Source organism: Micromonospora carbonacea, from assembly GCF_014205165.1.
GTDB lineage: Bacteria > Actinomycetota > Actinomycetes > Mycobacteriales > Micromonosporaceae > Micromonospora > Micromonospora carbonacea.
The window spans coordinates 298762-324683 of the sequence record NZ_JACHMZ010000001.1 but is presented as its reverse complement, the minus strand read 5'-3'; the positions used below and the strand labels follow the sequence as shown (position 1 = coordinate 324683).

The 25922-nt window shown below is 74.8% G+C and carries 27 protein-coding genes; 12 read left to right on the top strand and 15 right to left on the bottom strand.

Going from position 1 to position 25922, the window contains the following annotated elements:
- Positions 1 to 316 precede the first annotated feature (316 nt).
- The 3 genes from HDA31_RS01515 to mshA form a co-directional block, all read right to left on the bottom strand.
- On the bottom strand, positions 317 to 1180 hold the full coding sequence (locus HDA31_RS01515; RefSeq protein WP_246384724.1) for a hypothetical protein: 864 nt from the start codon (positions 1178 to 1180) through the stop codon (positions 317 to 319).
- A gap of 190 nt (positions 1181 to 1370) precedes the next feature.
- On the bottom strand, positions 1371 to 1904 hold the full coding sequence (locus HDA31_RS01510; protein ID WP_178066525.1) for a type III secretion system chaperone family protein: 534 nt from the start codon (positions 1902 to 1904) through the stop codon (positions 1371 to 1373).
- Between the two features lie 127 nt (positions 1905 to 2031).
- Complete coding sequence (gene mshA, locus HDA31_RS01505; protein ID WP_178066526.1) at positions 2032 to 3393, bottom strand: D-inositol-3-phosphate glycosyltransferase; 1362 nt, start codon at positions 3391 to 3393, stop codon at positions 2032 to 2034.
- A gap of 192 nt (positions 3394 to 3585) precedes the next feature.
- Here mshA and HDA31_RS01500 point away from each other — a divergent pair, with 192 nt between their 5' ends.
- Positions 3586 to 4350, top strand: coding sequence for an SDR family NAD(P)-dependent oxidoreductase (locus HDA31_RS01500; protein ID WP_178066527.1), 765 nt, complete (start codon positions 3586 to 3588; stop codon positions 4348 to 4350).
- Positions 4350 to 5159, top strand: a complete 810-nt coding sequence (locus HDA31_RS01495; RefSeq protein ID WP_178066528.1) for a class I SAM-dependent methyltransferase — start codon at positions 4350 to 4352, stop codon at positions 5157 to 5159. The genes HDA31_RS01500 and HDA31_RS01495 overlap by 1 nt, the downstream gene beginning before the upstream one ends.
- A 33-nt stretch (positions 5160 to 5192) precedes the next feature.
- Here HDA31_RS01495 and HDA31_RS01490 read toward each other — a convergent pair whose 3' ends face one another.
- Positions 5193 to 6284, bottom strand: a complete 1092-nt coding sequence (locus HDA31_RS01490) for a UDP-N-acetylmuramate dehydrogenase (protein ID WP_178066529.1) — start codon at positions 6282 to 6284, stop codon at positions 5193 to 5195.
- 69 nt (positions 6285 to 6353) lie between these two features.
- Between HDA31_RS01490 and HDA31_RS01485 the strand changes: the two genes are divergently transcribed.
- The 7 genes from HDA31_RS01485 to HDA31_RS01455 all read left to right on the top strand — a co-directional run bounded on the left by HDA31_RS01485 (position 6354) and on the right by HDA31_RS01455 (position 13648).
- Positions 6354 to 7115 (top strand): maleylpyruvate isomerase family mycothiol-dependent enzyme, encoded by a 762-nt coding sequence (locus HDA31_RS01485; protein ID WP_074472412.1) that lies wholly within the window; start codon positions 6354 to 6356, stop codon positions 7113 to 7115.
- Between the two features lie 283 nt (positions 7116 to 7398).
- Positions 7399 to 8703: an ABC transporter substrate-binding protein gene (locus tag HDA31_RS01480; RefSeq protein ID WP_074472411.1), complete on the top strand. Its 1305-nt coding sequence runs from the start codon at positions 7399 to 7401 to the stop codon at positions 8701 to 8703.
- 86 nt (positions 8704 to 8789) lie between these two features.
- On the top strand, positions 8790 to 9806 hold the full coding sequence (locus HDA31_RS01475; protein WP_074472410.1) for a carbohydrate ABC transporter permease: 1017 nt from the start codon (positions 8790 to 8792) through the stop codon (positions 9804 to 9806).
- Positions 9803 to 10636, top strand: a complete 834-nt coding sequence (locus HDA31_RS01470) for a carbohydrate ABC transporter permease (protein ID WP_074472409.1) — start codon at positions 9803 to 9805, stop codon at positions 10634 to 10636. The genes HDA31_RS01475 and HDA31_RS01470 overlap by 4 nt, the downstream gene beginning before the upstream one ends.
- 58 nt (positions 10637 to 10694) lie before the next feature.
- The gene (locus HDA31_RS01465; RefSeq protein WP_178066530.1) at positions 10695 to 12074 is read left to right on the top strand and encodes a GH1 family beta-glucosidase; all 1380 of its coding nucleotides are present in this window, start codon (positions 10695 to 10697) and stop codon (positions 12072 to 12074) included.
- Positions 12075 to 12093: 19 nt separating this feature from the next.
- Positions 12094 to 13101, top strand: coding sequence for a LacI family DNA-binding transcriptional regulator (locus tag HDA31_RS01460; protein ID WP_178066531.1), 1008 nt, complete (start codon positions 12094 to 12096; stop codon positions 13099 to 13101).
- 130 nt (positions 13102 to 13231) lie between these two features.
- Positions 13232 to 13648, top strand: coding sequence for a RidA family protein (locus HDA31_RS01455; protein ID WP_178066532.1), 417 nt, complete (start codon positions 13232 to 13234; stop codon positions 13646 to 13648).
- Positions 13649 to 13743: 95 nt separating this feature from the next.
- On the opposite strand, the gene HDA31_RS01450 is transcribed toward HDA31_RS01455, so the two are convergent.
- Together HDA31_RS01450 and HDA31_RS01445 are read right to left on the bottom strand one after the other, a co-directional pair.
- The gene (locus HDA31_RS01450) at positions 13744 to 14277 is read right to left on the bottom strand and encodes a hypothetical protein (RefSeq protein ID WP_178066533.1); all 534 of its coding nucleotides are present in this window, start codon (positions 14275 to 14277) and stop codon (positions 13744 to 13746) included.
- 130 nt (positions 14278 to 14407) lie between these two features.
- The gene (locus tag HDA31_RS01445; RefSeq protein WP_178066534.1) at positions 14408 to 15223 is read right to left on the bottom strand and encodes an EI24 domain-containing protein; all 816 of its coding nucleotides are present in this window, start codon (positions 15221 to 15223) and stop codon (positions 14408 to 14410) included.
- Between the two features lie 121 nt (positions 15224 to 15344).
- Here HDA31_RS01445 and HDA31_RS01440 point away from each other — a divergent pair, with 121 nt between their 5' ends.
- On the top strand, positions 15345 to 16364 hold the full coding sequence (locus tag HDA31_RS01440; protein ID WP_178066535.1) for a helix-turn-helix transcriptional regulator: 1020 nt from the start codon (positions 15345 to 15347) through the stop codon (positions 16362 to 16364).
- A gap of 43 nt (positions 16365 to 16407) precedes the next feature.
- Here HDA31_RS01440 and HDA31_RS01435 read toward each other — a convergent pair whose 3' ends face one another.
- Positions 16408 to 17328 (bottom strand): SDR family oxidoreductase, encoded by a 921-nt coding sequence (locus HDA31_RS01435; protein ID WP_178066536.1) that lies wholly within the window; start codon positions 17326 to 17328, stop codon positions 16408 to 16410.
- A gap of 75 nt (positions 17329 to 17403) precedes the next feature.
- On the opposite strand from HDA31_RS01435, the gene HDA31_RS01430 reads away from it, so the two are divergent.
- The gene (locus HDA31_RS01430) at positions 17404 to 18102 is read left to right on the top strand and encodes a nucleotidyltransferase domain-containing protein (RefSeq protein ID WP_178066537.1); all 699 of its coding nucleotides are present in this window, start codon (positions 17404 to 17406) and stop codon (positions 18100 to 18102) included.
- A gap of 18 nt (positions 18103 to 18120) precedes the next feature.
- Here the strand turns inward: HDA31_RS01430 and HDA31_RS01425 are convergent, their stop codons facing one another.
- The 4 genes from HDA31_RS01425 to HDA31_RS01410 form a co-directional block, all read right to left on the bottom strand.
- Complete coding sequence (locus HDA31_RS01425) at positions 18121 to 19008, bottom strand: alpha/beta fold hydrolase (protein ID WP_178066538.1); 888 nt, start codon at positions 19006 to 19008, stop codon at positions 18121 to 18123.
- Positions 19005 to 19322, bottom strand: coding sequence for a DUF2516 family protein (locus tag HDA31_RS01420; protein WP_043965247.1), 318 nt, complete (start codon positions 19320 to 19322; stop codon positions 19005 to 19007). The genes HDA31_RS01425 and HDA31_RS01420 overlap by 4 nt, the downstream gene beginning before the upstream one ends.
- Before the next feature lie 204 nt (positions 19323 to 19526).
- On the bottom strand, positions 19527 to 20402 hold the full coding sequence (locus HDA31_RS01415; protein ID WP_178066539.1) for a hypothetical protein: 876 nt from the start codon (positions 20400 to 20402) through the stop codon (positions 19527 to 19529).
- Positions 20399 to 21154 carry a helix-turn-helix domain-containing protein gene (locus HDA31_RS01410; protein ID WP_178066540.1) on the bottom strand — a complete coding sequence of 252 codons (756 nt, stop codon included), beginning with the start codon at positions 21152 to 21154 and terminating at the stop codon, positions 20399 to 20401. The genes HDA31_RS01415 and HDA31_RS01410 overlap by 4 nt, the downstream gene beginning before the upstream one ends.
- A 200-nt stretch (positions 21155 to 21354) precedes the next feature.
- Between HDA31_RS01410 and HDA31_RS01405 the strand changes: the two genes are divergently transcribed.
- The gene (locus HDA31_RS01405; RefSeq protein ID WP_246384168.1) at positions 21355 to 22152 is read left to right on the top strand and encodes an alpha/beta fold hydrolase; all 798 of its coding nucleotides are present in this window, start codon (positions 21355 to 21357) and stop codon (positions 22150 to 22152) included.
- Positions 22153 to 22213: 61 nt separating this feature from the next.
- Here the strand turns inward: HDA31_RS01405 and HDA31_RS01400 are convergent, their stop codons facing one another.
- The 4 genes from HDA31_RS01400 to HDA31_RS01385 all read right to left on the bottom strand — a co-directional run bounded on the left by HDA31_RS01400 (position 22214) and on the right by HDA31_RS01385 (position 25901).
- On the bottom strand, positions 22214 to 23173 hold the full coding sequence (locus HDA31_RS01400) for an asparaginase (protein ID WP_178066541.1): 960 nt from the start codon (positions 23171 to 23173) through the stop codon (positions 22214 to 22216).
- Between the two features lie 121 nt (positions 23174 to 23294).
- Positions 23295 to 24131 (bottom strand): beta-keto acid cleavage family enzyme, encoded by an 837-nt coding sequence (locus HDA31_RS01395; RefSeq protein ID WP_178066542.1) that lies wholly within the window; start codon positions 24129 to 24131, stop codon positions 23295 to 23297.
- A 199-nt stretch (positions 24132 to 24330) separates the two neighbouring features.
- Positions 24331 to 25437, bottom strand: coding sequence for a CAF17-like 4Fe-4S cluster assembly/insertion protein YgfZ (ygfZ, locus tag HDA31_RS01390; protein ID WP_178066543.1), 1107 nt, complete (start codon positions 25435 to 25437; stop codon positions 24331 to 24333).
- Entirely contained in the window at positions 25434 to 25901 is a 468-nt protein-coding gene (locus HDA31_RS01385; RefSeq protein WP_178066544.1) for a Fur family transcriptional regulator, read from the bottom strand. The genes ygfZ and HDA31_RS01385 overlap by 4 nt, the downstream gene beginning before the upstream one ends.
- Positions 25902 to 25922 lie beyond the last annotated feature (21 nt).

Genomic DNA, 25922 nt, shown 5'->3' with positions numbered 1-25922 from the left:
TCGTGCCGGCGGCGGCGGGCGACACTCACCCCCGTAAGCGTCGCCCGCTCGCGCCGCCGGTTCCAACGGGTGGCGCCGTCCCCCAACGGCGGGATCCACCCGTCCCTGCGCCTGCGCTCGTGCGCGGATCTGATCGATCCACCGCTCCCCCGAACGGTTCCGAGCGCGGCGCGTGCAATAAAGCTAGTTTCCCCTGGTTACGGATTCAACCCGGAACGGCTGTCTCGCCGGTCACAGGGTCACCGTCCGGAACCACCCCTGCTCGCCGGGTCATCGCCGGCACCGCGGACTACCCGTGCGCCGGCCCCGCAAACCCTCAGCCGTCCTCACGATCGGGCGACTCCGTGCGGAAGAAGTTGCTCTGCCGCCCGTCCCGCAGCTGCTCCTGGTAGATCAGGTTCAGCCGGCGGCCGTCGAAGGTCCGGAACCACTCGTCCCAGGTGATCTCCCGCATCCGGCTGCTCTCCCGGTATCCCGGCAGGTTGAACGTCAGCACGCCGGCCCGGCCGTTGCGCTCCGTGCCCGCGATCGTGGCCGGCCGGGCGTTGCGCTCCCGCGCCCAGCGCCGGATCACGTCGTGGTTGGTGGTGACCAGGCTGCGCCCGGGACGCTCCGGCCGGTCCTGGAGCGAGGTGATCGGCTGCGAGGACCGCGCCGACCGGGACGACGACCGGCCGGTCCGGATCGGCGACCGCCGGGCCGTGCCCTGGCCGGCCCGCGCCGGGGCGGCCTTCCTCGCCGGGGCGGTCCGCCGGGCCGAAGCCGAGGCCGAGGCCGCCTTGGCCGCCCGCGTCGGGGTCGCCGTCGCCCGCGCCCGGCCCTGGGCCGTCGTCCGCGTCGGGGACGCCGTCGCCCGCGCCCGGCCCTGGGCCGCCCGCGCCGGGGACGGGGCCGCCTTGGCCCGGCCCGGGGCCGCCTTCGCCCTCGTCGGGGCCGGGGCGGCCTTCGCCCGGGCCGGCGTCGCCCTCGTGCGGGCGCTGGCCGCGGTGCGCGTACCCCCGGTGGTCCTGGTCCTCGTGGCGCTGGCGCGGCCCGCGGGCCCGGTGCTGCGCCGCGCCGCGCCCCGGCCCTCGGCCCGCAGGGTACGGGCCAGGGTCTTCACCAGCTCCGGCTTGCGCAGCACGGAGATCCCGGCGACGCCCCGACGGCGAAGCTGGGCGCGGATGTCGTCCACCCGCATCCGGGAGATCTCCGACTCGGAGATCGTCGGGGTGTTCGGGGTCTGGTTGCCCGCCTGCCGCCTCGTCCTGGTCGCAGTCCCGCCGCGACCTGAGCTGTTCCGCTGAGCCATGGGATACTCCCGCTCCTCGACAGTCCGTCCTCGGCGCGCGGTCGATCCCAGTGCCGCACCGCGCGGTGCGGCATACCCGTCAGGACGGCTCCGAACCCCCCGCCGGGGCCCCGCCGACGGGCGACGGCTCGAAGAGGTGCGCGAACGCGGCCAGGTTGGCCGTGGACTCGCCGCGCTTGACCCGCCACTCCCACTCCCGCCGGATGGCGGTGCCGAAGCCGATCTCCAGCATCGTGTCGAACGACTCGTCGGCGTACGTCAGCACGCTGCCGAGCAGCCGGTCCAGCTCGTCCCCGTCGACCCCCGCCAGGTTCACCCGGCCGGTCAGGTAGACGTCGCCGACCGCGTCGATGGAGAACGACACGGCGTACATCCGCGCGTTGCGCTGCAACAGCCAGGCCCACAGCTCCTCGCGCCGCTCGTCCGGCTGACGCATCACGAACGCCTCGATCCGCAGCGCGTGCTCGCCGACGACGAGGTTGCAGATCGTCTTGAGCTTGTGGGTGCCGGGCAGGGTCACCGCGTACGACGCCTCGCCGGTGGACTCGACCGCCAGCTCCCGCTCGGCGCAGAACGACTCGATCAGGGCGGCCACCTGGCTCCTCGCGCTCATCCGCCCCACTCTACGGCCGCGGCCCACCACCCGCCGCCGGGCACGGTCGGCAGCGGGTGGTGGGCGGTGGCGTGGTGAGAAGGGTGCCCTTCTCTACCGGATGCGTTAACAGGGGGCCCTTCCTTGCTCACCAGGCGCAGGAGAGCGCCGGGTCGACCGCGACCCGGCTGAGCCGCTCCCGGTGCTCGGCGATCGTCTCGCCGTAGACGGCGAGCAGGTTGCCGACGGTGCGGTCCCAGGAGAAGTTGCGGGCGTGCTGCTCGGCGCCCCGCCCCAGCGTCGCCCGCCGCGCCCGGTCCGGCAGCAGCCCCGCCAGAGTGCGGGCCCAGTCGACCGGGTCGTGGCTGTCGACGAGCACCCCGCTGGCCTGGTCCCGGACGGCGGTCACCAGGCCGCCCACGGCGGCCGCCAGCACGGGCGTGCCGCACGCCTGCGCCTCCAGGGCGACCAGCCCGAACGACTCGTTGTGCGACGGCACGGCGACCAGGTCGGCGGCCCGGTACACGGCCGGCAGGTCGTCGCCGGTGCACGGCGGCAGGAAGCGCACCCGGTCGGCGATCCCGAGCGAGGCGGCCAGCTCGATCAGGGCGGTGGGCCGGTCCAGCCCGCTGCCGCTGGGGCCGCCGACGATCACCACGGTCAGCTCGTCGGCGAGGCGCGGGTCCCGCTCGCGCAGGGCGGCGGCGGCGCGGATCAGCACGTCGGGGGCCTTCAGCGGCTGGATCCGGCCGACGAAGGCGACCACGTACCCCGTGGTGGGCAGGCCGAGCCGGCGGCGGGCGGCGAGCATGGCCGCGTGCCGGTCCCCGGCGACGGGCCGGAACCGGTCCAGGTCGACGCCGGGCTCGACCACGGTGACCCGGGACGGGTCGGCGTCGTAGCGGTCGAGCAGGTCGCGGGCCTCCACCCGGGTGTTCGCGACCAGCCGGTCGGCCTCGGCGACGACCTGCTCCTCGCCGATGACCCGGGCCTTCGGCTCGGGGCGGTCCCCGGCGGCGAGCCGGTCGTTCTTGACCTTGGCCAGGGTGTGCGCGGTGTGCACCAGCGGCACCCCCCAGCGCTCCCGGGCCAGCCAGCCGACCTGCCCGGAGAGCCAGTAGTGCGAGTGGATCAGGTCGTAGTGGCCCGGCGGGCGGGCCGCCTCGGCGCGCAGCACCCCGGCCGTGAACGCGCAGAGCTGGCCGGGCAGCTCCTCCTTGGTCAGCCCCTCCAGGGGGCCGGCGGTGACGTGCCGCACGTGCACGCCCGGGGACATCTCGACCACCGGCGGCAGGTCGCCGGAGGTGGCCCGGGTGAAGATCTCCACCTCGACGTCGGCCTCGGCCAGCCGGCGGGCGACCTCCAGGATGTAGACGTTCATGCCGCCCGCGTCGCCCGTGCCGGGCTGGTGCAGGGGTGAGGTGTGCACCGACAGGGTGGCGATGCGCCGGGGGCGCGGCCACGGCCGGGCACCTCGCTGACGACCCACGCCGGTGTGCTGTTCCGCCACGTCCGCTCCCTCTGTCACGGTTGATGCCGTCCCGCACGACCGGCGCTCCTCGGTCAACCTGCGCGCCGCGTGTCATCTTCCCCATCGGGAACCGGAAATGCGTACCGGCTGCCCCCGGGCGTGACGGACCTCATCGACGTGGGGGGCCGACCGGCGGCGCGCGCGCCGCCGCCCCGGGGTGAGAATGGCCCGATGACCTCTGTCGCGATCGTCACCGGGGCGTCCAGCGGGATCGGCGCGGCCACGGCCCGCCGGCTGGCCGCCGAGGGGTTCCACGTGCTGGCCGCCGCGCGGCGCACCGACCGGCTGGCCGCGCTCGTCGCGGAGATCGGGGCGGCCGGCGGGTCGGCCGCCGCCGTCGGGTGCGACGTCACGTCCGCCGAGTCGGTGGCCGGCCTCGCCGCCGCCGCGGCGGCGGCCCCCGGCCCGGTCACCCTGCTGGTCAACAACGCCGGCGGCGCGCGGGGGCTCGATCCGGTGGAGTCCGGGTCGGTGGACGACTGGCAGTGGATGTACGACGTGAACGTGCTCGGCACCCTGCGCGTCACCCAGGCGCTGCTGCCCGCGCTGGAGGCGTCCGGGGCCGGCACGATCGTGATCGTCTCCTCGACCGCCGGCCACGTCGTCTACGAGGGCGGGGGCGGCTACAGCGCCGCGAAGCACGCGCAGACGGCGGTCGCGGGCACGCTGCGGCTGGAGCTGTGTGGCCGGCCCGTCCGGGTGATCGAGATCGACCCGGGGATGGTGCGGACCGACGAGTTCTCGCTGGTCCGCTTCGGCGGCGACGCCGACCGGGCCGAGGCGGTCTACGCCGGGGTGGCCGAGCCGCTGGTCGCCGAGGACGTCGCCGACTGCGTCGCCTGGTGCGCGACCCGCCCGCAGCACGTCAACGTCGACCGGCTCGTGGTCCGCCCGCTGGCCCAGGCCGCGCAGCACAAGGTGCACCGGGCGGGCTGATGGTGCCCCGGTCACGGGCGGAGGCGGCGGCGCGGCCGCAGGGGGTGGTCACCCGGGGCACGACCAACCCCAACCGGTTGCGCCGGGTCGACAACTGGATCGTCGAGACGTGCGGCGACCGACTGCGGGACGCGGCGGACCCGCTGGTGGTCGACCTCGGCTACGGCGCGACCCCGGTCACCGCCGTGGAGCTGCGCGCCCGGCTGGCCGCCGGGGTCCGCGCCGACGTGCGGGTGGTCGGGCTGGAGATCGATCCGGCACGCGTCGCCGCCGCCCAGCCGGCCGCCGACCCGCCCCGGCTCACCTTCGCCCGGGGCGGGTTCGAGCTGGCCGGGCTGCGGCCCGCCCTGGTCCGGGCGTGCAACGTGCTGCGGCAGTACGACGAGGCCGAGGTCGCCGCCGCCTGGCGGGCCGTCACCGGGCGGCTGGCCCCGGGCGGGCTGCTGGTCGAGGGCACCTGCGACGAGCTGGGCCGGCTCGGCGGCTGGCTGCTGATCGACTCCGCCGGGCCCCGCACGCTCACCCTGGCGGCGAAGCTGACCACGCTGGGCAGCCCCGCCGAGCTGGCCGAGCGGCTGCCGAAGGCGCTGATCCACCGCAACGTGCCGGGCGAGGCGATCCACGGCCTGCTGCGGGACCTGGACGACGCGTGGCGCTCCGCCGCCGCGTACGCGGCCTTCGGGCCCCGGCAGCGGTGGCTGCGGGCGGTGACGGCGGTCCGCGACGCCGGCTGGCCGGTCGTCGACGGGCCCCGCCGCTGGCGGCACGGCGAGCTGACCGTCGACTGGTCCGCCGTCGCCCCCGCCTGAGCCGCCCGCTCCTCGGCCCGGCCGGTGGGGTCGTCAGACGGCGCAGTTGACTAGGACCGGCTCCGGGTGCAGGGGCACGCCGAAGCGGGCGTGCACGCCGTCGCGGATGTCGCGGGCCAGGGCGATCAGCGCGGCGGTGCTGGCGGTGCCGCTGCGGTTGGTCAGGGCGAGGGTGTGCTTGCTGGAGATGGCCACCCCCTCCGGCCCGGGGTGGCCCTTGGCGAAGCCGGCCTTGTCGATCAGCCAGGCGGCGCTCACCTTCACCGTGCCGCCCGCCCCGGGCCAGTGCGGCGGCTCGCCGAGGTCGGCGGCCCGCCCGCGGAGCAGCTCGTACGCCTCGCCGTCGAGCACCGGGTTGGTGAAGAACGAGCCCACCGAGCGGGTGTCGGGGTCGGCGGCGTCGAGCACCATGCCCTTGCCGGCGCGCAGCCGCAGCACGGCGGCCCGCGCGTCGGCCAGCGGCACCGCGTCGCCCGGCTCGACGCCCAGCGCCCGGGCCAGCTCCGCATAGCGGACGGGGCCGGACAGCGGGGAGCGGGCGAGCCGGAAGTCGACCGACAGCACCACCCAGCGCTCGCTGTACTTGAAGATGCTCGACCGGTACGCGAAGCCGCAGTCGGCCGCCTCGACCCGGCCCAGGCTCTCCTGCACGCGGTCGTACACCTGCACGCCGGTGATCGTCTCGGCGACCTCCTGGCCGTACGCGCCGACGTTCTGGATCGGGGTGGCGCCGGCCGAGCCGGGGATGCCGGAGAGGCACTCCAGCCCGGACCAGCCGTTGGCGACGGTGGCGGCGACGAGGTCGTCCCACGGCTCGCCGGCCTCGACCCGTACGGTGACGGTGTCGGCGTCCTCGGCGACGACCCGCAGCCCCCGGGACCGCACCAGCACGACCGTGCCGGGGAATCCGGCGTCGCCGACGACCACGTTGCTGCCGCCGGCGAGGATCAGGACCTCATCGTCCCACCGGCGGGCCTGCTGCACCTTTTGTACGATCTCCTCGGCGCTGGCAGCGGTCTCGATCCGTCCGGCCGGGCCACCGAGGCACAGCGTGGTGTATCCCGCCAACCTGGTCGGGTCGGCGGCGCGGGTTTCGGTGGCCGGGTGGGCACTAACGTCTGACACGCCTTTCACCCTAGGCTGAGAGGGAGCCGCGGCACCCACTTGGTGGCGCGGTCGCCCGGGAGGATCGTGATGAGCAGACTGCACGGCACGAAGGACTTCTGGATCGGCGCGCTGCGGACCGAGGGTCCCGCGTTCGCCGCCGCCGTGGCGGAGGCTCCCCCCGAGACACCCGTGCTCTCCTGCCCCGGCTGGACGATCACCGACCTGACCACGCACCTCGGCGAGGTCTACACCTGGGTGAACACCATCGTGACGACCGGGGGCACCACCCGGCCCGAGCGGCCGAGCGTCCCGGCCGCGCCGCCCGCCGGGGCGTCCGCGCTGGAGTTCTGGCAGCAGGCGTACGACCGGCTGATGGCGACCTTCGACGGGCTGGACCCGGAGACCCCCACGTGGAACTGGGCGCCGCAGCCGAAGAAGGCCGGCTTCTGGCCGCGCCGGATGGCGCACGAGACGTCGGTGCACCGCTGGGACGCCCAGCTCGCCATCGCCGCCGGTGAGCCGATCGAGGCCAAGCTCGCGGCCGACGGGGTGAGCGAGGTGCTCGACACCTGGCTGCCGGCGGGCCGGCGCAAGGCCACCGGCCAGTGGCGCGGGGTGGTGCACCTGGCCGCGCCCGACGCGGGCCAGGACTGGTACCTGCGGCTGCGCGGCGAGGGCGTGGCGCTGCTGGACACCGACACCATCCTCGACCACGACGACCACCACGCCCGGGTCGAGGTCACCGGCACGGCGAGCGACCTGCTGCTGGCGTTGATGGGCCGGGTCAGCTTCGACACCCTCGGGGTCCGGGGCGACCGCGCCCTCCTCGACGGCCTGCGCACCGGCTGACCGCTCCCCTTTCCCGCCTGACGTGGCCCCCGGCACAGCCGGGGGCCACGTGTCGTCGTGCCCGCCGCCCCGCCCGCCCGGCGGTTCGCGCACGCCGTGCGTTGTTAAGAAGGGGCCCCTGCCCTACCGAATGCGTTAACAGGGGGCCCTTCCTTTCCGCGCCGGGAGCGCTCTATTGACATCGCGGCAGCCAGCGGCCAGGCTCTTGTGAGAGCGCTCTCTCGAAGGTTCCACCCCCGTCCCCACCACCATGCGCACGACCTGAGAGGGGTCCGAGAACAAGATGGGTGTCTTTCCACGCCGCCGCCTCGCGGCCGTGGCCCTCGTCGCGGCCACCGCACTGCTGACCACCGCCGGCTGCGGCGGGGACGAGTCCGCCGAGGGCGGGCCGGTCACGCTGACCGTCGACGTCTTCGGCCAGATGGGCTACCAGGAGCTCTACCAGGAGTACATGGCCGCCCACCCCGACGTGAAGATCGTCGAGCGGGGCACCGGCGGCAACCTCGACGAATACTCGCCGAAGCTCACCCAGTGGCTCGCCGCCGGGAAGGGCGCCGGCGACGTGGTCGCCATCGAGGAGGGCCTGCTCGTCGAGTACAAGGCCAACCCGCAGAACTTCGTCAACCTGCTCGACCACGGCGCGGCCGAACTCAAGGGCAACTTCCTCGACTGGAAGTGGAACCAGGCGCTGACCGCCGACGGCAAGCAGCTCATCGGCCTCGGCACCGACGTCGGCGGCATGGCGATGTGCTACCGCAGCGACCTGTTCGCCAAGGCCGGGCTGCCGACCCAGCGCGACGAGGTGTCCAAGCTCTGGCCCACCTGGCAGGACTACATCGCCACCGGCGAGAAGTTCAAGGCGGCCAACACCGGCGCGGCGTTCCTGGACTCGGCCACCAACATCTTCAACACGATCGTGCTCCAGACCGCCGGCAACGCGCAGGGCTACCACTACTACGACACCGCCAACAACCTGGTGGTGGACAGCAACCCGGCCGTGCGGCAGGCGTGGGACACCACGATGGACATCCTCGACTCCGGCCTGTCCGGCAAGTACGGCTCCTGGTCCGAGGAGTGGGTCTCCGCGTTCAAGCAGGCCAAGTTCGCCACCATCGCCTGCCCGGCCTGGATGACCGGCACCATCGAGGGCAACGCCGGCCCGGCCGCCAAGGGCAAGTGGGACATCGCCCAGGTGCCCGGCAACGGCGGCAACTGGGGCGGCTCCTTCCTCGCCGTGCCCAAGCAGAGCAAGCACCAGGCCGAGGCGATCGAGCTGGCCAAGTTCCTGACCAGCGCCAAGGGGCAGATCGGGGCGTTCAAGGCCAAGGGCCCGCTGCCGTCCAACCCGCAGGCGCTGGACGACCCGGCCGTGGCCGACTCCACGAACGCGTACTTCTCCGACGCCCCCGTCGGCAAGATCTTCGCGGCCGGCGCGAAGAGCCTCAAGCCGGTCTACATGGGCCCGAAGAACCAGGCCGTCCGCACCGAGGTGGAGAACGCCGTGCGCACCGTCGACCTCGGCCAGCGCAGCCCCGAGCAGGCGTGGACCGACGCGGTGAACAACGCCAAGAAGGCCGCGGCCAAGTAGGCCCGACGCGGACGCGCGGGCGGCGCTCCGGCACGCCGGGGACGCCGCCCGCGCCGCGCGAGACGCGGAAAGGAGTGACCGGGCCCATGGCCGTCCAGCTCGACGCCCTGCCACCGGTGACACCGGCGGAGCGGAGCACCGCCCGCCCGCCCCGGAGGTACCGGCTCAGCCGGCTCGACGAGAAGTACTCCCCCTACCTCTACATCGCCCCGTTCTTCCTGCTGTTCGGCGTGTTCGGGGCGTACCCGCTGGCGTACACGTTCTGGGTGTCGCTGCACGACTGGGACCTGCTCGCCGCCGAGCACCCGTTCGTCGGCGGGGAGAACTACACCCGGCTGCTCGCCGACCCCGACTTCTGGCACTCGGTGGTCAACACCCTCGGCATCTTCGTCCTCTCGACCGTGCCGCAGCTGCTGGCCGCGCTCTGGCTGGCCAGCCTGCTCAACCGGCGGCTGCGGGCCCGGACCACCTGGCGGATGGCGGTGCTGGTGCCGAACGTCACCTCGACCGCCGCCGTGGCGATCGTCTTCGGGGTGCTGTTCGGCCGGCAGTTCGGCATGATCAACTGGCTGCTCGACCTGGTCGGCGTCGACGCGATCGACTGGAAGTCCAACCGGTTCGCCTCGTGGGTGGCCATCTCCGCCATGGTCGACTGGCGGTGGACCGGCTACAACGCGCTGATCTTCCTCGCCGCCATGCAGGCCGTCCCCCGCGACCTCTACGAGTCGGCGGCGATCGACGGCGCCAGCCGGGCCCGGCAGTTCTGGAAGATCACCGTGCCGCTGCTCAAGCCGACGATCATCTTCGCGGTGATCGTGTCGACCATCGGCGGCCTCCAGCTCTTCACCGAGCCCCGGATGTTCCACTCCGGCACCAACCCGATCCGGGGCGGGCCGCTGCGCGAGTCGCAGACGATGACCATGTACATGTTCGAGAACGCCTTCGCGCCGCACTACAACTTCGGCTACGGCTCGGCGGTCGCGTGGCTGCTGTTCGCCCTGATCGCGATCGTCGCGGCGATCAACGTGGTGATCCTGCGCCGGCTCGGCGGCACCGACGGGCCGCCGCGGGTCCGCCGCCCCCGGAAGGAGCGCGCCCGATGAACAAGCTCTGGTCCGCCGGCCGGCTCACGTACGCCGCCCTGGCCGTCTCGGCCCTGCTGTCGGTCTTCCCGATCTACTGGATGTTCGTGGTGGCCAGCCGCTCCAGCGACGCGATGGGCCAGATACCGCCGCCGGTCACCCCCGGCGGCAACCTGGGCGCGAACATCGCCCGGCTGTTCGACAACACCGACGCGTACTTCCTCACCGGTCTGATCAACTCGGCGATCGTGGCCGTCACGGTCACCGTGTCGGTGGTCTTCTTCTCCACGCTGGCCGGGTTCGCCTTCGCCAAGCTGCGGTTCCGGGGCCGCAGCGCGCTGCTGCTGGTGATCATCGCGACCATGATGATCCCCACCCAGCTCGGGGTGATCCCGCTGTACCTGCTGATGACGAAGCTCAACTGGAACGACCGGCTGCCGGCCGTGATCGTGCCGGCGCTGGTCACCGGGTTCGGCGTGTTCATGATGCGGCAGTACGCCAGCCAGGCCGTCAGCACCGAGCTGATCGAGGCCGCCCGGATGGACGGCTGCGGCACCGCCCGGATCTACTGGAACGTGGTGCTGCCGGCGCTGCGCCCGGCCGCCGCGGTCCTCGGCCTACTGACGTTCATGACGACCTGGAACGACTTCCTCTGGCCGTACGCTGTGCTCAACGACCCGGAGAACCCGACGGTGCAGCTGTCGCTGCGGGCGCTGTCGGACGGCTACTACCAGGACATGTCGCAGGTCTTCACCGGCACGGCCATCGCAACCCTGCCCCTTTTGCTGGTATTCGTCCTATTCGGCCGCCAGATCATCGGCGGAATCATGGAAGGTGCGGTCAAGGCGTGAGCGCGAGGAGTGAGCCGATCCTGCGAGCCCCGCAGTCGCGAACGAAGGAAGGTAAGGCGTGAGCGCGAGCAGCGAGCTACGGTTTCCCGACAACTTCGTCTGGGGCGCGGCCACCGCCTCATACCAGATCGAGGGCGCGGCCCGCGACGACGGTCGCGGCCCGTCGATCTGGGACACCTTCAGCCGTACGCCGGGCAAGGTCTTCGCCGGCCACACCGGCGACGTCGCCTGCGACCACTACCACCGGTACGCCGACGACGTGGCCCTGATGGCGGAGCTGGGGCTGAAGGCGTACCGGTTCTCGATCGCGTGGCCCCGGATCCAGCCCGACGGCACCGGGCCGGTCGAGCCGCGCGGGCTGGACTTCTACGACCGGCTCACCGACACGCTGCTCGACCGGGGCATCGACCCGATCGTCACGCTCTACCACTGGGACCTGCCGCAGACCCTCCAGGACCGGGGTGGCTGGACCAACCGGGAGACCGCCGAGCACTTCGCCACCTACGCGGGGGCCGTGCACGGCCGGCTCGGCGACCGCATCCGCACCTGGACCACGCTCAACGAGCCGTGGTGCTCGGCCTACCTCGGGTACGGCAACGGGGTGCACGCCCCCGGCGTGCGCGACGCGGGCGCGGCCTTCACCGCCGTACACCATCTGCTGCTGGGGCACGGCCTGGCGGTCCGGGCGCTGCGCGCGAGCGGCGCGGAGGTCGTCGGGATCACCCTGAACCCGGCGGAGGTGCAGCCGGCCGACCGGGACAGCGCGGCGGACGCGGCGGCGGTCCGGCTGGTCGACGGGTTGCAGAACCGGATCTTCCTGGACCCGCTGACCGGCGCCGGGTACCCCGCCGACGTGCTGGAGCACGTGGCCCGGATGGTCGACCCGGCGACGTTCCTCCGCGACGGCGACGAGAAGCTGATCGCCGCGCCGATCGACCTGCTCGGCATCAACTACTACGCGCCGACCTACGTGGCCGGGCGGCCGGACGGGGCGGGCGGCAGCGCCTGGCCGGGCACCGAGGGCGCCGTGGAGTTCCTGCCGGCGGCCGGCTCCGTGAGCGACATGGGCTGGGCGATCGAGCCGGCCGGGCTGGGCCGGCTGCTGGACCGGCTGGCCGCCGACTACCCGGGCCTGCCGCTGATGATCACCGAGAACGGCGGCGCGTTCCCGGACCGCACGACCGACTCCGCCGGTCGGGTGGCCGACGCCGACCGGATCGCCTACCTCGACGGGCACCTTCGGGCCGTGCACGCGGCCATCGGCCGGGGGGTGGACCTGCGCGGCTATCTCGTATGGTCGTTGCTGGACAACTTCGAGTGGGCCGAGGGGTACCGCAAGCGGTTCGGGATCGTCCACGTCGACTACCTGACCCAGCGGCGCACGCCGAAGGCGAGCGCCCGGTGGTACCAGGAGGTGATCTCCCGGAACGGGCTGTGACGAGGTGGGGAGCGCTCCGATGACGACGGCCCAGCGGCCGACCCTGGAGGCGGTGGCCCGGCGGGCCGGTGTCTCCCGGGCGACCGTGTCGCGGGTGGTGAACGGCTCCACCACCGTCGCCGAGCCGATCCGGGAGGCGGTCCGTCAGGCCGTGGCCGAGCTGGGGTACGTGCCGAACCTCGCCGCCCGCAGCCTGGTCACCCAGCGGACCGACTCCATCGCCCTCGTGCTGCCCGAGGAGGCCACCCGGGTCTTCTCCGACGACCAGGTGTTCCCGAGCATCATCCGGGGCGTCGCACAGGAGCTGGAGGCCGCCGACAAGCAGCTCGTGCTGATGCTCGCCGGCTCGCCGGCCGGGCACGCCCGGGTGGAGCGGTACACGACCGGGCGGCACGTCGACGGGGTCGTCTTCGCCTCGCTGCACGGGGCCGACCCGCTGCCCGCCCGGCTGGCCGGGCTCGGCATCCCCGTGGTGTGCAGCGGGCGGTTCCTCGGCGACGTCGGCGTGCCGTACGTCGACGTCGACCACGTCGGCGGGGTGACCCGGGCGGTGCGGCACCTGCTCGACTCGGGGCGGCGGCGCATCGCCACCATCGCCGGTCCGCAGGACATGTTCGCCGGGGTGGAACGCCTCGCCGGCTACCGGGCGGCGGTCGCCGAGGCGGGGCTGCCCGAGCGGGTGGCGTACGGCGACTTCACCCGGGAGTCGGGGGCCGCGGCGATGCGGCAGCTCCTCGCCACCCACCCCGACACCGACGCCGTCTTCGCCGCCTCCGACCTGATGGCGCACGCCGCCATGCGGACGCTGCGCGAGGCGGGGCGGCGGGTGCCCGCCGACGTGGCGATGATCGGGTTCGACGACATCGAGACGGCCGCGTACACGGACCCGCCGCTGACCACCGTGCGGCAGCCGATCGTCGACCTGGGCCGGCAGGCGACCCGCCAGCTCCTGCGGATCGCGGCCGGCGAGGACGTCGAGCCGGCCCTCGTGCTGCCCACGGAGCTGGTCCTGCGCGCCTCGGCTTAAGGAGGGGCCCCTTGTTAACGCATACGGTAGAGAGGGGCCCCCTTCTCACCACCTCCGGCGGGCGCGTGAGCGCGTGGCGGGGCGGTTGTCGCGTGGCGGCGGGGTCCGGGGGCGGGCTAGCGTCGCGCGGGTGAGCGATCCCGCGGCGCTGGTGCGCGTGTCCGAACTCTCCGACGTCGCCGAGTACGCGTACGCGGCGACCGTCGCCCCGCCCGCCCGACTGGTGTTCGCCGCCGGCGCGTGCCCGTTGGACGCCGCCGGGCGTACGGTCGCGCCGGGCGACCCGGCGGCGCAGGCCCGGCAGGTGATGGCGAACCTGGAGGTCGCGCTCGCCGCCGCCGGGGCGCGGCTCGCCGACGTCGTCAAGACCACGGTGTACGTGGCGTCGTCCCGGCAGGCCGACCTGGTGGCCGCGTGGGAGGTGGTCCGGGACGCGTTCGGCGGCCACGAGCCGCCGAGCACCCTGCTCGGGGTGACCGTGCTCGGCTACGACGACCAGCTCGTCGAGGTGGAGGCGGTCGCCGCCGTCCGGGACCCCGGCAGCTGACGGTGCGCTCCGCCGGCGGGGTTGCCCCGGCGGAACAGGCACCGGTCGCCGGCGACGCCCCCGCCCCGGCGGTGGGGTCGCACCTGGCGGGCCGGTCAGGACGACGACGGCGACACGGACGCCGGGCAGACCGCCGCGAGCGCGAAGGAGTCGGCGTCCCCGGCGATCGCCGCCGAGCCGCCCGTCAGGGTCCAGCCGGCGGGCAGGCGCAGCCACGCCGCGCTGCCCCCGGCCCCGTCGACGGTCAGCACGCCGGCCTCGGTGGGCACGGTGGGGGCGACGCGTTCCCGGTCCGGGGCCACGAACTCGGGCGTCACCGCGACGAACCGGGCGCCGGCCGGCAGGCCGAACACCCACACGTCCTCGTCGGGATAGGGCCCGCCGCCCAGGCCCGCGGCGCAGGCCGGCTCGCGGCCGGCCGCCCGGACCGGCGCGTCGGCCGGAGCCAGCCGGATCGTCGTGCGTGGACCGGGCAGGGGCGCGGGCGGCACCGGCGGCGCGGGCGGGCGGTCGGTCGATGGGCCGGGCCGGGCCTCGCGCCGGGGCAGGCCCGCGACCCCGAGCAGCAGCAGGCAGGCCGCGGTCGCCGAAACCGCGGACCTGAACCGGTCGGCCCGCACGCGAGGCATCCCTTATCGCACCTTTCGTCCGATTAAGGATAGGCGTAAGGAGGGGCCCCTTGTTAACGCATACGGTAGAGAGGGGTTCCCTTCTCACCACCTCTGGCGGGGCGTGCACGCGGCAGGGTCGACCTCCACGTCACCGCTTCTCGACGGGGCGGCCCGGCGGCTCGATGGACTGGCCCATCGCGCGGCGGGTGAGCAGGGTAGCGCCGGCCACCGCCGCCGGCATGACCAGCACCGCGCCGAGCGGGATCAGGAAGCACACGAAGACCGCCACCCCGAAGCCCAGCGTCGTCGGCCGGTCGGCCTTGAGCAGCGCCCGGCGGTCGGGCAGCCGCATGCCGCGCCGGTAGAACGGGGCCCCCGCCAGCTCCAGCGCGAGGAACCAGCCGCCGACCGCCGCCCCGATCACCGGCACGACGGTCTGCCCGACCACCGGGATGAAGCCGGCCGCGAAGAGCGGAATACCCACGAGTACGGAGATCGCGACCAGCCGCAGCGAGTCGACGATGCTGCGACGCAGCGACGCCCAGAACGGCGCCTCCACCGCGCCGGGCGTGCCGCCGTAACGCTCCTCGACCCGCTCGGAGATCTTCTCGTAGAACGGATCGCCGATGGCCAGGGTCACGGCGGTGAAGGTGAGCACCCCGAGCAGCCCGCCGACGCCGAGGAAGGCCAGGCCGGCGACGACCCGGACGAGGCTGCGGGCGGTGCGCGACCAGTCGTCGGCGAACGGGGTGACCAGCGCGGCCAGGTCGTCCACGAAGTAGACGAGGGTGGCGAAGGCGGCCACGAAGAGGGTTCCGGAGATCAGCGCCGGCACGATGCCGAGCAGCATCAGGCCGGGGCTGCGGACGTACAGGCCGATGCCGCGCAGGAGCAGCCCGACCCCGGAGAAGAATCGGCCGACGGCGCCGGTCACCGGCGCGGTGATGCTGCTGGGTACGTTCACGACCGCTGAGCCTAACCGCGCCTGTCCCGTCCGCCCCGCCAAGCAACGCGGAGCGGGGTGAGAAGGGTTCCCTTCTATACCGCAGGCGTTAACAGGGGGCCCTTCCTTACACAATAGGCGGGTGCGAGCCTCGCGGTTGATCTCGGTGGTGCTGCTGCTCCAGGCGCGGGGGGCGATGACGGCGGCCGAGCTGGCCCGTGAGCTGGAGGTCTCCGAGCGCACGGTCTACCGGGACGTGCTGGCCCTGTCGGCCGCCGGGGTGCCCGTCTACGCCGATCGGGGCCGGGCCGGCGGCTACCGGCTGCTCGGCGGCTACCGGACCCGGCTGACCGGGCTCACCCGGGACGAGGCGGAGGCGTTGTTCCTCGCCGGGCTGCCCGGGCCGGCGGGCGACATGGGGCTGGCCGACGCGGTCGCCTCGGCCGAACTGAAGGTGCTGGCCGCGCTGCCGCCCGCGCTGCGCGACGCGCCCGCCCGCGCCGGGCAGCGGTTCCACCTGGACGTGCCGGGCTGGTTCCGCGACGCGTCGCCGCCGCCCCGGCTGGCCGAGCTGGCCCGCGCCGTGTGGGGCGACCGGGTCGTCGAGCTGCGCTACCGGCGCGGCGACGGCGAGGTCGTCCGGCGGGTCGAGCCGTACGGGCTCGTGCTCAAGAGCGGGACCTGGTATCTGGTCGCCCGCGTCGGCGACGACACGCGCACGTACCGGGTCGACCGGGTGGTCGACGTGGCCCCGGGCGGGGAGACGTTCGACCGCGACGAGCGCTTCGACCTCGGCGGATACTGGCGCGGGCAGGCCGAGGCGTTCCTGCGCAGCATGCAGCGGACCCGGGTCCGCGTCCGGCTGAGCCCCGCCGGCCTGCGCGAGCTCCGCAGCGCCCCGGAGGCCCCCTTCGCGTACGCCGAGGCGACGGCCGCCGCCGGTGCGCCCGACGGGGACGGCTGGGTGGTCACCTGGCTGCCGATCGAGTCCGTCGACGTGGCGTACCACCTGGCGCTGCGGCTCGGGCCGGAGGCGGAGGTGCTGGATCCGCCGGAGCTGCGGGGGCGGGTGGCCGCTGCCGCCGCCCGGCTCGCCGCGCTGTACGGCGGGCCGGGCGGCGGACGGGAGGGTCACCGGCGGGCGGGCGGCGGTCAGCGGTAGTCGGCGCTCAGCGGTGTCCCGGCGGTCAGCGGCATCTCGGCGGTCAGCGGTAGTCGGCGGCGTCGGCCTGCCTGCCGCCGTGCACCACCTCGTCGAGGTAGCGGAAGGCGTCGGGTCGGCTGCCGTCGACGTCGGTGAAGCCGTACACCCGGGCCAGCTCGCCGCTGGAGGTGGACCTGCCGTTCCAGCGGGCCCGGTCGGGGTCGGCGGCCAGCGCGGCGACGGCCCGCCCGACGAACGCCGGGGTCTCCGAGATGAGGAAGTGCGGGTCCGTCGCCGCGCCGTCGCGCCAGTTGGCCTCGGTGACGCCGAAGTGCTCCAGCATGAACTCGGAGCGGATCCAGCCGGGGGTGAGCGCGACGGCGGTGCCGCCGTGCGGCTCCAGCTCGTGCGCCTGGGTGAAGGCGAGCCGGTTCACGCAGGTCTTGGCCAGGTCGTAGAAGACCGACAGCCGGTAGTGGGCGTCGTTGTACTCCCGGGTGCCGTCGCCGATCTCCACCACCAGCCCGCCGGGGCGGCGGATCAGCAGCGGCAGCGCGAAGTGGCTGGTGACGACGTGGGTGTCGACCGCGAGCCGCAGGGTCCGGAAGCCGGCGTCGAGGGGCTGTTCCCAGACCGGCTTCTCCCAGGTGATCAGGGGGTCGGCGCCCCAGACGTCGTTGACCAGCACGTCGAGCCGGCCCTGCTCGGCGTCGATGCGGGCGACCAGGTCGCGCACCTGCTCGGGCACGAGGTGGTCGACCCGGGCGGCGATGCCGGTGCCGCCGGCGGCGGTGACCAGCTCGGCGGTCTCCTCGATGGTCTCGGGCCGGTCGAGTTCGGAGCGGCCGGCGGTGCGGCTGCTGCGGCCGGTGGCGTACACCGTCGCCCCGGCCGCGCCGAGTTGGATCGCGATCTGCCGGCCGGCGCCCCGGGTCGCCCCGGCGACGAGCGCGACCCTCCCGGTCAGGGGTTTCGTTGTCATGCGTCGACCCTGACAGCGATACCTGACAGCCGAAGTCCGGTTTCCCGAACGGGTGTCCTGCGTCATGATCGGCTTATGCGCCTGCTGCTCTCCGGGATCGTCGGCTCGGTGGCGTACGGGCTGGCCCGGCCCGGCTCCGACGTCGACCGGATCGGGGTGTTCGCCGCGCCGACCGTCGCCTTCCACGGCCTGCGCCCGCCCCGGGAGTCGGTGGTCACCACCGACCCGGACGTCACCCTGCACGAGGCCGGCAAGTACGCCCGGCTGGCGCTGGGCGGCAACCCGACCGCCACCGAGCTGATGTGGCTGCCCGACGACTGCTACGAGACGCGCACCGCGCTGGGCGACCGGCTGATCGGCATCCGGTCGGCGTTCCTCAGCGCGCCCCGGGTCCGCGACGCCTACCTCGGGTACGCCGCGCAGCAGTTCCGCAAGCTGGCGTCCCGGGGCGACGGGACGTTCTCGGCGGACACGCGGCGGCGGACCGCGAAGCACGCCCGGCACCTGGCCCGGCTGGTGCACCAGGGCCGGCGGCTCTACGCCACCGGCGTGCTGGAGATCCGGCTGGCCGACCCGGAGCGGTTCCGGGCGTTCGGGGAGCGGGTGGCCGACGGGGAGCTGGCGGAGGCGCGGGACCTGCTCGCCGAGGCGGAACACGACTTCGGCACGACGCGTACGCCGCTGCCGCAGCGGCCCGACGAGGCGACCGTGGAGCGCTGGCTGCTCGACGTGCGGGCCGCCCACCTGCCGCCGGTCGGGGCGGCCCACGGCTGACACCCCCGGCGGCCGGCGTCAGCCGTTGAGGAACCCCGAGATCCGCTCCCGCAGGTCGGCGCGTTCCGACCAGAGCACGCCCGGGCGGTCGTACACGTGCAGGGTGGCGCGGGGCAGGGCGGCCGCGAGCTGCTCGGCGACCTCGACCGGGTGCAGGTCGTCGCCCGCGCAGGCGAGCACCAGGGCCGGGGCGGTCACCGCGGCCAGCTCCGCCCGGTCGCCCAGCGGGGCCTGGTCGGGCAGGTCGGCGAGGCCCGCCGCGAGGCCGTCGCGCAGCAGGTGGTCGAGCCGCTGCCGAAGGTACGCCCACCCGGCGGGCGTGTTGCGCACGGCGGGCGGCAGCTCGGCCGAGACGACGTCGGCGACGGCGGAGGCGTCCCCGCTCTCCACCGCCTCGATCAGGGCGGCGATCCGCTCCCGGGCGGCCGGGGTGCGGGGCTGGTCGAGCGCCGCCGGAAGGAAGAAGACCAGCCGGTCGAAGCGCTCCGGGCTCTCGGCGAGCAGCCGGCACAGCGCGCCCGCGCCGAGGCTCGCGCCGAACGCCCGGGTGGCGTTGGCGAGGTCGGCGACGGCCCGCAGGTCCCGGGCGAGGTCGAGGTAGCTCCACGGGCCGGGGGGCGCGTCGGAGCGGCCGTGCCCCCGGAACTGGAAGAAGACCTTGCGGCCGGCGACGCCGCTGCCGAAGGGGCGGGTGGTGGCGATGCCGTTGCCCAGCCCGTGCGCGAACACGGTGACGGGATCGCCGGCTCCGGTGACGAGCTGTTCGAGGCGTGCCCCGTGTGGGGTGGCGACCAGCTCGGTCTCCGGCTCGGGCAGGGCCGGCCGGCCCGTACGCGGGGCGCCCGGGCCGGGGCCCCAGGTCCGTGGCCCGCCGTCCGGCGGCGGTGGCCAGCGGAACCCTCTCACCAGGAGGATCCCCGGCCGTCGTGCAGGTCACGCAGCCCGACCCGGACGTCCAGCAGATAGATCAGGGCGGCGGCGATGCCGATCAGGCCGAAGATGTTCAGCACGTTGTTGGTCAGCAGCGTGAGCACCAGGCACACCGCGAGGATGGCGATCCATCCGCCCTTGGGCAGGGTGCCGATCGCGGCGAAGCCCTCGCCGCGCTGGGTGATCGCGTGCACGAGCGCCACCCCCTCGATGACGAGGGCGAACACCAGCAGCAGCATGGTGATCCAATACTGGACCTGGAAAGCGAAGATCGGCGCGGCGATGGCCATGCCGGCAAGCTTATGCCGACGACCCCGGATCCGTCCGCCAGGACGTCTCCGGGGTCGTGCGGCGTCTCTCCCGGGCTGGCCGACCCGCCGGTCGCGGCGCGGGCCACGGACCGGGGCGGCCACGGACCGGGGCGGCCACGGACCGGGGCGGGCCGGGAAGCGCGGGCCGGGGAGGTCAACCCCGGGTCGCGCGGACCAGGTCGGCTACTCGGCGGCCGGGCGGGTCCGCCGGGTGGCCTTGGGCAGCTTGGCCGACGGGGTGTCGGTGGCCTCCGGGGTCGGGCCGTCGGTGGCCTCGGCCTTGGGGCCGGCACCGGTGTCGCCCCTGGCAGCGGTCTTCGCGCTGGCCTTGGCCCCTGCCGCCTTGGTCGTGCTCGCCTTGGTCGCGGTCGCCTTGGTTGCGGTCGCCTTCGTCGCGCGGGTGCGCGGGGTCCGCGCGGCGGTCGGCTTGGCCTCGACGACCTCGGCCACGTCGGCCGGGGTCGGGACGTCGGCCTTCGCCGCCGGGGCGGGCGCGGCGGGGGCGGCCGGGGCCGGGTTCAGGTCGGCCTCGGTCGCCGCGATGTCGGCGTTGACGGTGTCGGCGGCCTCCAGCACGCCGGCGCCGACCACCCGCTCGCCACGGGCGACCAGCTCCGCGTACGCGGCGAGGGCCCGCTCCTGGGCGGCCTGCGCGCCGGCGACGACGACGGCCGCGTTCCGGGCGGCCAGCCCGCGCAGCCGGTCGAGGTCGGTCAGCTCGCGCAGCCGGTCGACGTCGGCGACCTCGCGCAGGCGGTTCAGGTCGGCGGCCTCGCGCAGGCGGTTGACGTCGGCCGCCTCGCGCAGCCGGTTCAGCTCGGCCGGGACCGACCGGCCCCGCAGCTCGGCGGCGGTCTGGTTGGCCGTACGCAGAGTCTCGGTGGCCTTCTGGCGCAGCTCGAAGCCGGTCACGACGGCCTTGCCGCCCAGGTCGGCGGCGACCCTGCCGCTCAGGTCGGTGACCACGGTGGGCAGCTTGCGGAGCTGCTCCAGGGCCAGGTCGCCGGCGCCGGCGGCGGCGTAGAGCGGGGCCGGGATGCGGTTGGTCTTCGGGCTCATGACTTCTCCTCCTCGACCGCGGCGGCGGTCTGCTCGGTCTCGACGGCGGTCGCCTTCTCGGCGGCCTTCCTCGCGGGCGTGCTGCTGGGCGGGGCGGGCGCCGGGCCGGCCTCGGTGACGGCGACCGACTCCAGGACCGCCTCGGTCGGGGTGCCCTCCGGCGTGGTGGGCCCGGTCGCGGCCGGGGTCAGCGTGCCCGGGGCCTCCGGGGCGACCCCCGGCGCGGACGGGGCCGCCGGGTCCGCCGTGGTGGCCGGGGCTCTGGTGGCCGGGGCCGTGGTGGCCGGGGCCGCCGTGCTGTTCGTGCCGGCCGGGCCGGCTTCGGCGGCCTGGGCGGTGGCCTCGGTGCTGGCCTGCGCGGCCTCGGTGGCGGCTTCGGCGGCCTCGGTGGCGGCCGTCGCCTCGGCGAGCCGGCTGTTCTCCCGGCGGAACGTCTCGTAGATCTGGGTCAGGGACTGCTTCTGCGCCATCGTCAGGTCGGGATCGACCGCGATGGCGGCGAGCACGCCCTGCCCCTCCTTGTCGTCGAGCAGGCCGGCCCGCAGGTACATCGCCGGGGTGGAGACCCGCAGCGCGCTGGCGAGCTGCTGGAGCACCTCGGCGCTGGGCTTGCGCAGGCCCCGCTCGATCTGGCTGAGGTACGGGTTGCTGACGCCCGCCTGCTCGGCGAGCTGCCGCAGCGAGATCTTCGCGTTGCGCCGCAGGTCACGGATGAACCCGCCGACGTCGGGTAGGTCCTTGGGAGTGGCCATGCCCCCACGCTAACCGGCCCTGCTAGCTGCTGCAAGCAAAACGCTAACCCGAGTTAGCAAGGTCTCACGCCGGCCGGGCACGCGGTCGTCGCGTGGCGGGATGCCGATCAACCCAGCCACGTCTCCCGGCCCGCCCCTGGTCAGCGCCGCCCGACGTGAATCTGTTGCGCGCCGTGCGTCCGGTCCGTACCTTCCCCGAGGTGACGAAGATCGAGATCAACGGCGCGAACCTCGCGTACGACGACACGGGTGACGGAACGCCCGTGCTCCTGCTGCACGCCGGCATCGCCGACCGGCGCATGTGGCGGGAACAGGTGCCCGCACTGGCCACCCGGCACCGCGTGATCACCGTCGACCTGCGCGGCTACGGCGACTCCGAGCTGCCCACCGACCCGTTCGCCCACCACGACGACGTGGTCGGCCTGCTGGACGCCCTGGGACTGCCCCGGGCCGCCCTCGTCGGGTGCTCCTTCGGCGGGGCCGTGGCACTGGACACCGCCCTCGCATACCCGGATCGGGTCGACGCACTCGCCCTGTTCGGCACGGCCGTCAGCGGCAGCGAGTGGTCCGACGAGGCAAACGACCTCTGGGACGACCTGGTGGGCGAGACGGACCCCGAGGACTTCGCGGCCACGGCGGCAGGCGAGGTGCGGTTCTGGGTGGTCGGCCCGGTCCGCCGCCCCGAGGAGGTCGACCCGGAGCTGGTCCGGTTCGCCGAGGAGATGGACCGCCGGGCGCTCGCGGCCGAGCTGGCGCTCAGCGCCGTCGACGTGGCCGAACTCGACCCGCCCGCGATCGAGCGGCTCGGCGAGCTGCGCGTACCGGTGCTGGTGGCCGCCGGGGCCGCCGACGTGCCGGACATCGGACGGCTCGCCGACCGGATCGCCGCCGAGGTGCCGGGCGCGGTGCGGCTGCCGGACGTGCCGGACGCCGGGCACCTGCTCCCCCTGGAGCGGCCGGACGCCGTCAACGACGCCCTGCTGGACTTCCTGCGGTGAGGTGCAAGGAAGGGCCCCTTGTTAACAGACGTCTGTTAACAAGGGGCCCTTCCTATCGCCGTCACCAGACCGGGCGGACCGCCCCGACCGGGATCCCGCCGCCGAGCAGCGGCAGCTCGGCGTACTCGTCGAGGACGGGCGCCCGGACGCCCAGCCGGCGCAGCGCGGAGACCAGGACCGGCATCCGGGCCCGCGAAGCCCCGTCGTCGACCTTCAGGGCGACCGCGCCGACCCCCGGGAGCGCGGCGGCGATCACCCCCTCCGCGCCGATCTTCGCGAGCGCGCCGGGCAGGCCGCGCATCAGCCGGCTGTCCTCGGCCCAGGTACCGCCGACCAGCTCCGGGTGCGCCCGCATGGCGTCCGCGACGGCCCGCTCGGGCGAGCCCGGCCCGGCCGAGACCAGCCGCAGGTACGCGCGGGCCAGCCCGGTCAGCGACACGGCCAGCACCGGCGCGCCGCAGCCGTCCACCCCGACCGCCGCCACCGGCTCCCCGGCGCACTCCTGGACGGCCGAGCGCAGCGCGCGCTGCAACGGGTGCTCCGGCTGCCGGTAGCCCGCCCGGGGCCAGCCGGCGGCCAGGCAGGTGAGCAGCATGCCGGTGTGCTTGCCGGAGCAGTTCATCCGGCCCCGGGTGGGCCCGCCGCCCGCGCGCAGCACCGCCTCCCGGGCCAGCTCGCCCATCGGCAGGTCGGGCGGGCAGCCCAGGTCGGACTCGTCCAGCCCGGCACCGGCCAGCAGCGCGCCGACCCGGGCCACGTGGAACTCCTCCCCGGCGTGGCTGGCCGACACGATCGCCACGTCGGCCGGGTCGGTCAGCGGCAGCCCGGCGCGGAGCATGCCGACCGTCTGCATCGGCTTGCTGGCCGAGCGGGGGAAGACCGGGGACGCCACGTCCCCGGCGGCGGCGACCGTCGCGCCGGCCGCGTCGAGCACCACCACCGAGCCGCGGTGCAGCCCCTCCACGAACCCGGAACGGACCACCTCGGCCAGCGGCACGCCACCGGAGTACGTCTTGCTCACGGGTGGACGGTACCGAGGGGCCGGCGGGGGGCGAAACGCGGGTGAACAGCGCAGTCACCCGAGCCGCGACAGGGGCGACGGCCTGGCCGGGGCTTACCGGCGCGCGCCGCCCGCCCGTGGCCTAGCGGGGGGCGACGCCGAGCAGGGCGCGGGCCTCGGCGGTGGTCAGCGGCGGGCGCTGCGCGAGCTGGGCGAAGCCCACCGCCCGCGCCACGAGCTGCATGTTCGACTCGACCGGCCGGCCCTTCGCGTACGTCACCGTGTCCTCCATGCCGACCCGCAGGTGCCCGCCGGCCGACAGGGAGGCCAGCAGCACCGGGATGGTGCTGCGCCCGATGCCGGTGGCCGAGAACGTGGTGCCCTCCGGCAGGTCGCGCAGCGCCTGGTGGGCGGCGGCAAGCGTCGCCGTGGTGCCCGGCATGCCGCCCGGCACGCCCATCACGAAGTCGACGTGCACGTGCCCGCCGTGCGGCAGCCCGTGCTTGCCGAGGAGCCGTTGCAGGGCGGTCAGGTGGCCGAGGTCGAAGATCTCGTACTCGGGCACGATGCCGCGCTCCTGCATCCGGGTGTGCAGGTCGACGATGAACTCCCAGCGGTTGAGGAAGACGTCGTCGCCGAAGTTGAGCGTGCCCATGGTGCAGGACGCCATGTCCGGCCCGGCGTCGAGGACGGCCAGCCGGTCGGCCTCCGGGTCGGTGACCGCGCCGCCGGTGGAGAGCTGCACGATCAGGTCGGTGCCCTCGCGCAGGGCCGCCACGGTCTCCCGCAGCCGCCCCTGGTCGAGTGTGGGCCGGGCCTCGTCGTCGCGGATGTGGACGTGGATCACGGCGGCGCCGAGCGCCTCGCACTCCTTGGCGGTCAGCATCAGCTCGTCGAGGGTCACCGGCAGCGCCGGGACCTCCGCCTTGGCCGACTCCGCGCCGGTGGGGGCAACCGTGATCAACGTCCCTGTCGTCATGCCGGCGATCCTAGACGCCCGGCGGGGGCCCGGTCGACGGCGCGCGCTCCCCCAGCGGACGCGCCCGTCCGCCAGCCGGTCGCAACGCCGCGCGCCGCTCACTCCCCGCCCGCACGCCGGCTGCGGTGCGACTGCGCGCCGGCTGCGGTGTTAGGAGGGGGCCCTTCCTATACAGAAAGCGTTAACAGGGGGCCCTTCCTTACTCGATGGCGGCGGCCGACTCGCCGACCAGCAGGCGGGCGTCGTCGGGGACGTTGCGCTTCAGCACCGCCAGCGCGACCTGGCCCAGCTCGTGGTGCAGCACCGCCGTGCCGACGAAGCCGACCGCCCGGCCGTCGAGGGTCACCGGCGTGCCGGCCGCCGGCAGCCGGTCGGTGGTCACCCCGTCCAGGTGCAGCAGGACGAGGCGACGCGGCGGCCGACCCATGTTGTGCACCCGGGCCACCGTCTCCTGGCCCCGGTAGCAGCCCTTGTCCAGGTGCACCGCCGGGGCGATCAGGTCCACCTCGGCCGGGATGGTCCGGTGGTCGGTGTCCACCCCGACCCGGGCCCGCCGGGCGGCCACCCGGATCGCCTCGTACGCCCACAGCCCCACCGGCGGCACCCCGGCCGCGCGCAGCTCGGCGACGACCCGGTCCATGGCGGGCCGGGGCACCAGCAGGTCCACGCCCAGCGGGCCCCGGCGGGCCCACCCGCCGCCGGGCAGCGGCGCGACAGCGTAGCGGACGGTGGGGCGGGGCGGCAGTTCGCCGGCGCGGAACTTCGGGCCGGGCACCGCGACGGCGTCGGGCGCGGCCAGCCCGGTCACGCCCAGCGTGGCGAGCGCCCCGGTCGCCTCGGGGCCGACCAGCGAGAGCAGGGCGTGCTCGGCGGTGGCGTCGCGCGGCTCGACCTTGCTGAAGAACCGCATCTTCTCCAGGTACGTCAGCAGGCCCCCGGTGGCCCCGGGCTCGGTGTCGAGCCAGGTGGTGTCGCCGTCCTCGGCGACCATGGCGTGCTGCTCGACGTGGCCGTGTGGGGAGAGCACCAGCAGCTCGGTGCCCTCGCCCGGGGCCAGGGCGGCGAGGTGCTGGGTGGTGAGGGTGTGCAGCCAGCCGATGCGCTCCTCGCCGGGCACGGCGACGACGCCCCGGTGTGACCGGTCGACGAGGCCGACGGCGGTGTCGAGGACGCGCTGCTCCCGCAGCGGGTCGCCGTAGTGGGCGGCGACGGGCCGCACCCCGGCCGCCCGGTGCGCCGGCTCCGGCTGGTCCCGGGTCTCCTCGTCGATGGCGTCGGTGGCCACCGCGCCTGCGATGTCGATCATTGCTGCTCCCCGTCCTCGCCCCGGCCCGGAACGCCTTCGCCCGCGGGCTCCTCCCCACACCGGCCGCAGACGCCGAACAGCGCCACGTGCCCGATGTCCACCCGGAACCCGCGCTCGGCGACCAGCCGGTCGGCCAGCGGCCCGAGCAGCTCCGGGTCGATCTCGTCGATCGCGCCGCACTCGCGGCAGACCAGGTGGACGTGCTGGTGCTCGCCGGCCGCGTGGTAGGTGGGCGAGCCGTGCGACAGGTGGGTGTGGGTCACCAGGCCGAGGCGTTCCAGCAGCTCCAGCGTGCGGTAGATGGTGGTGATGTTGACCCCGGCGGCGACCTCGCGCACGGCGGTGTGCACCTGCTCCGGTGTGGCGTGCCCGAGATCCAGCACCGCCTGGAGGATCAGCTGCCGCTGCGCCGTCAGCCGCAGCCCACGGGCGCGGAGCACTTCCGCGAGGGATGACTCGGACACCGTCCGATCATAGTTCGGCCG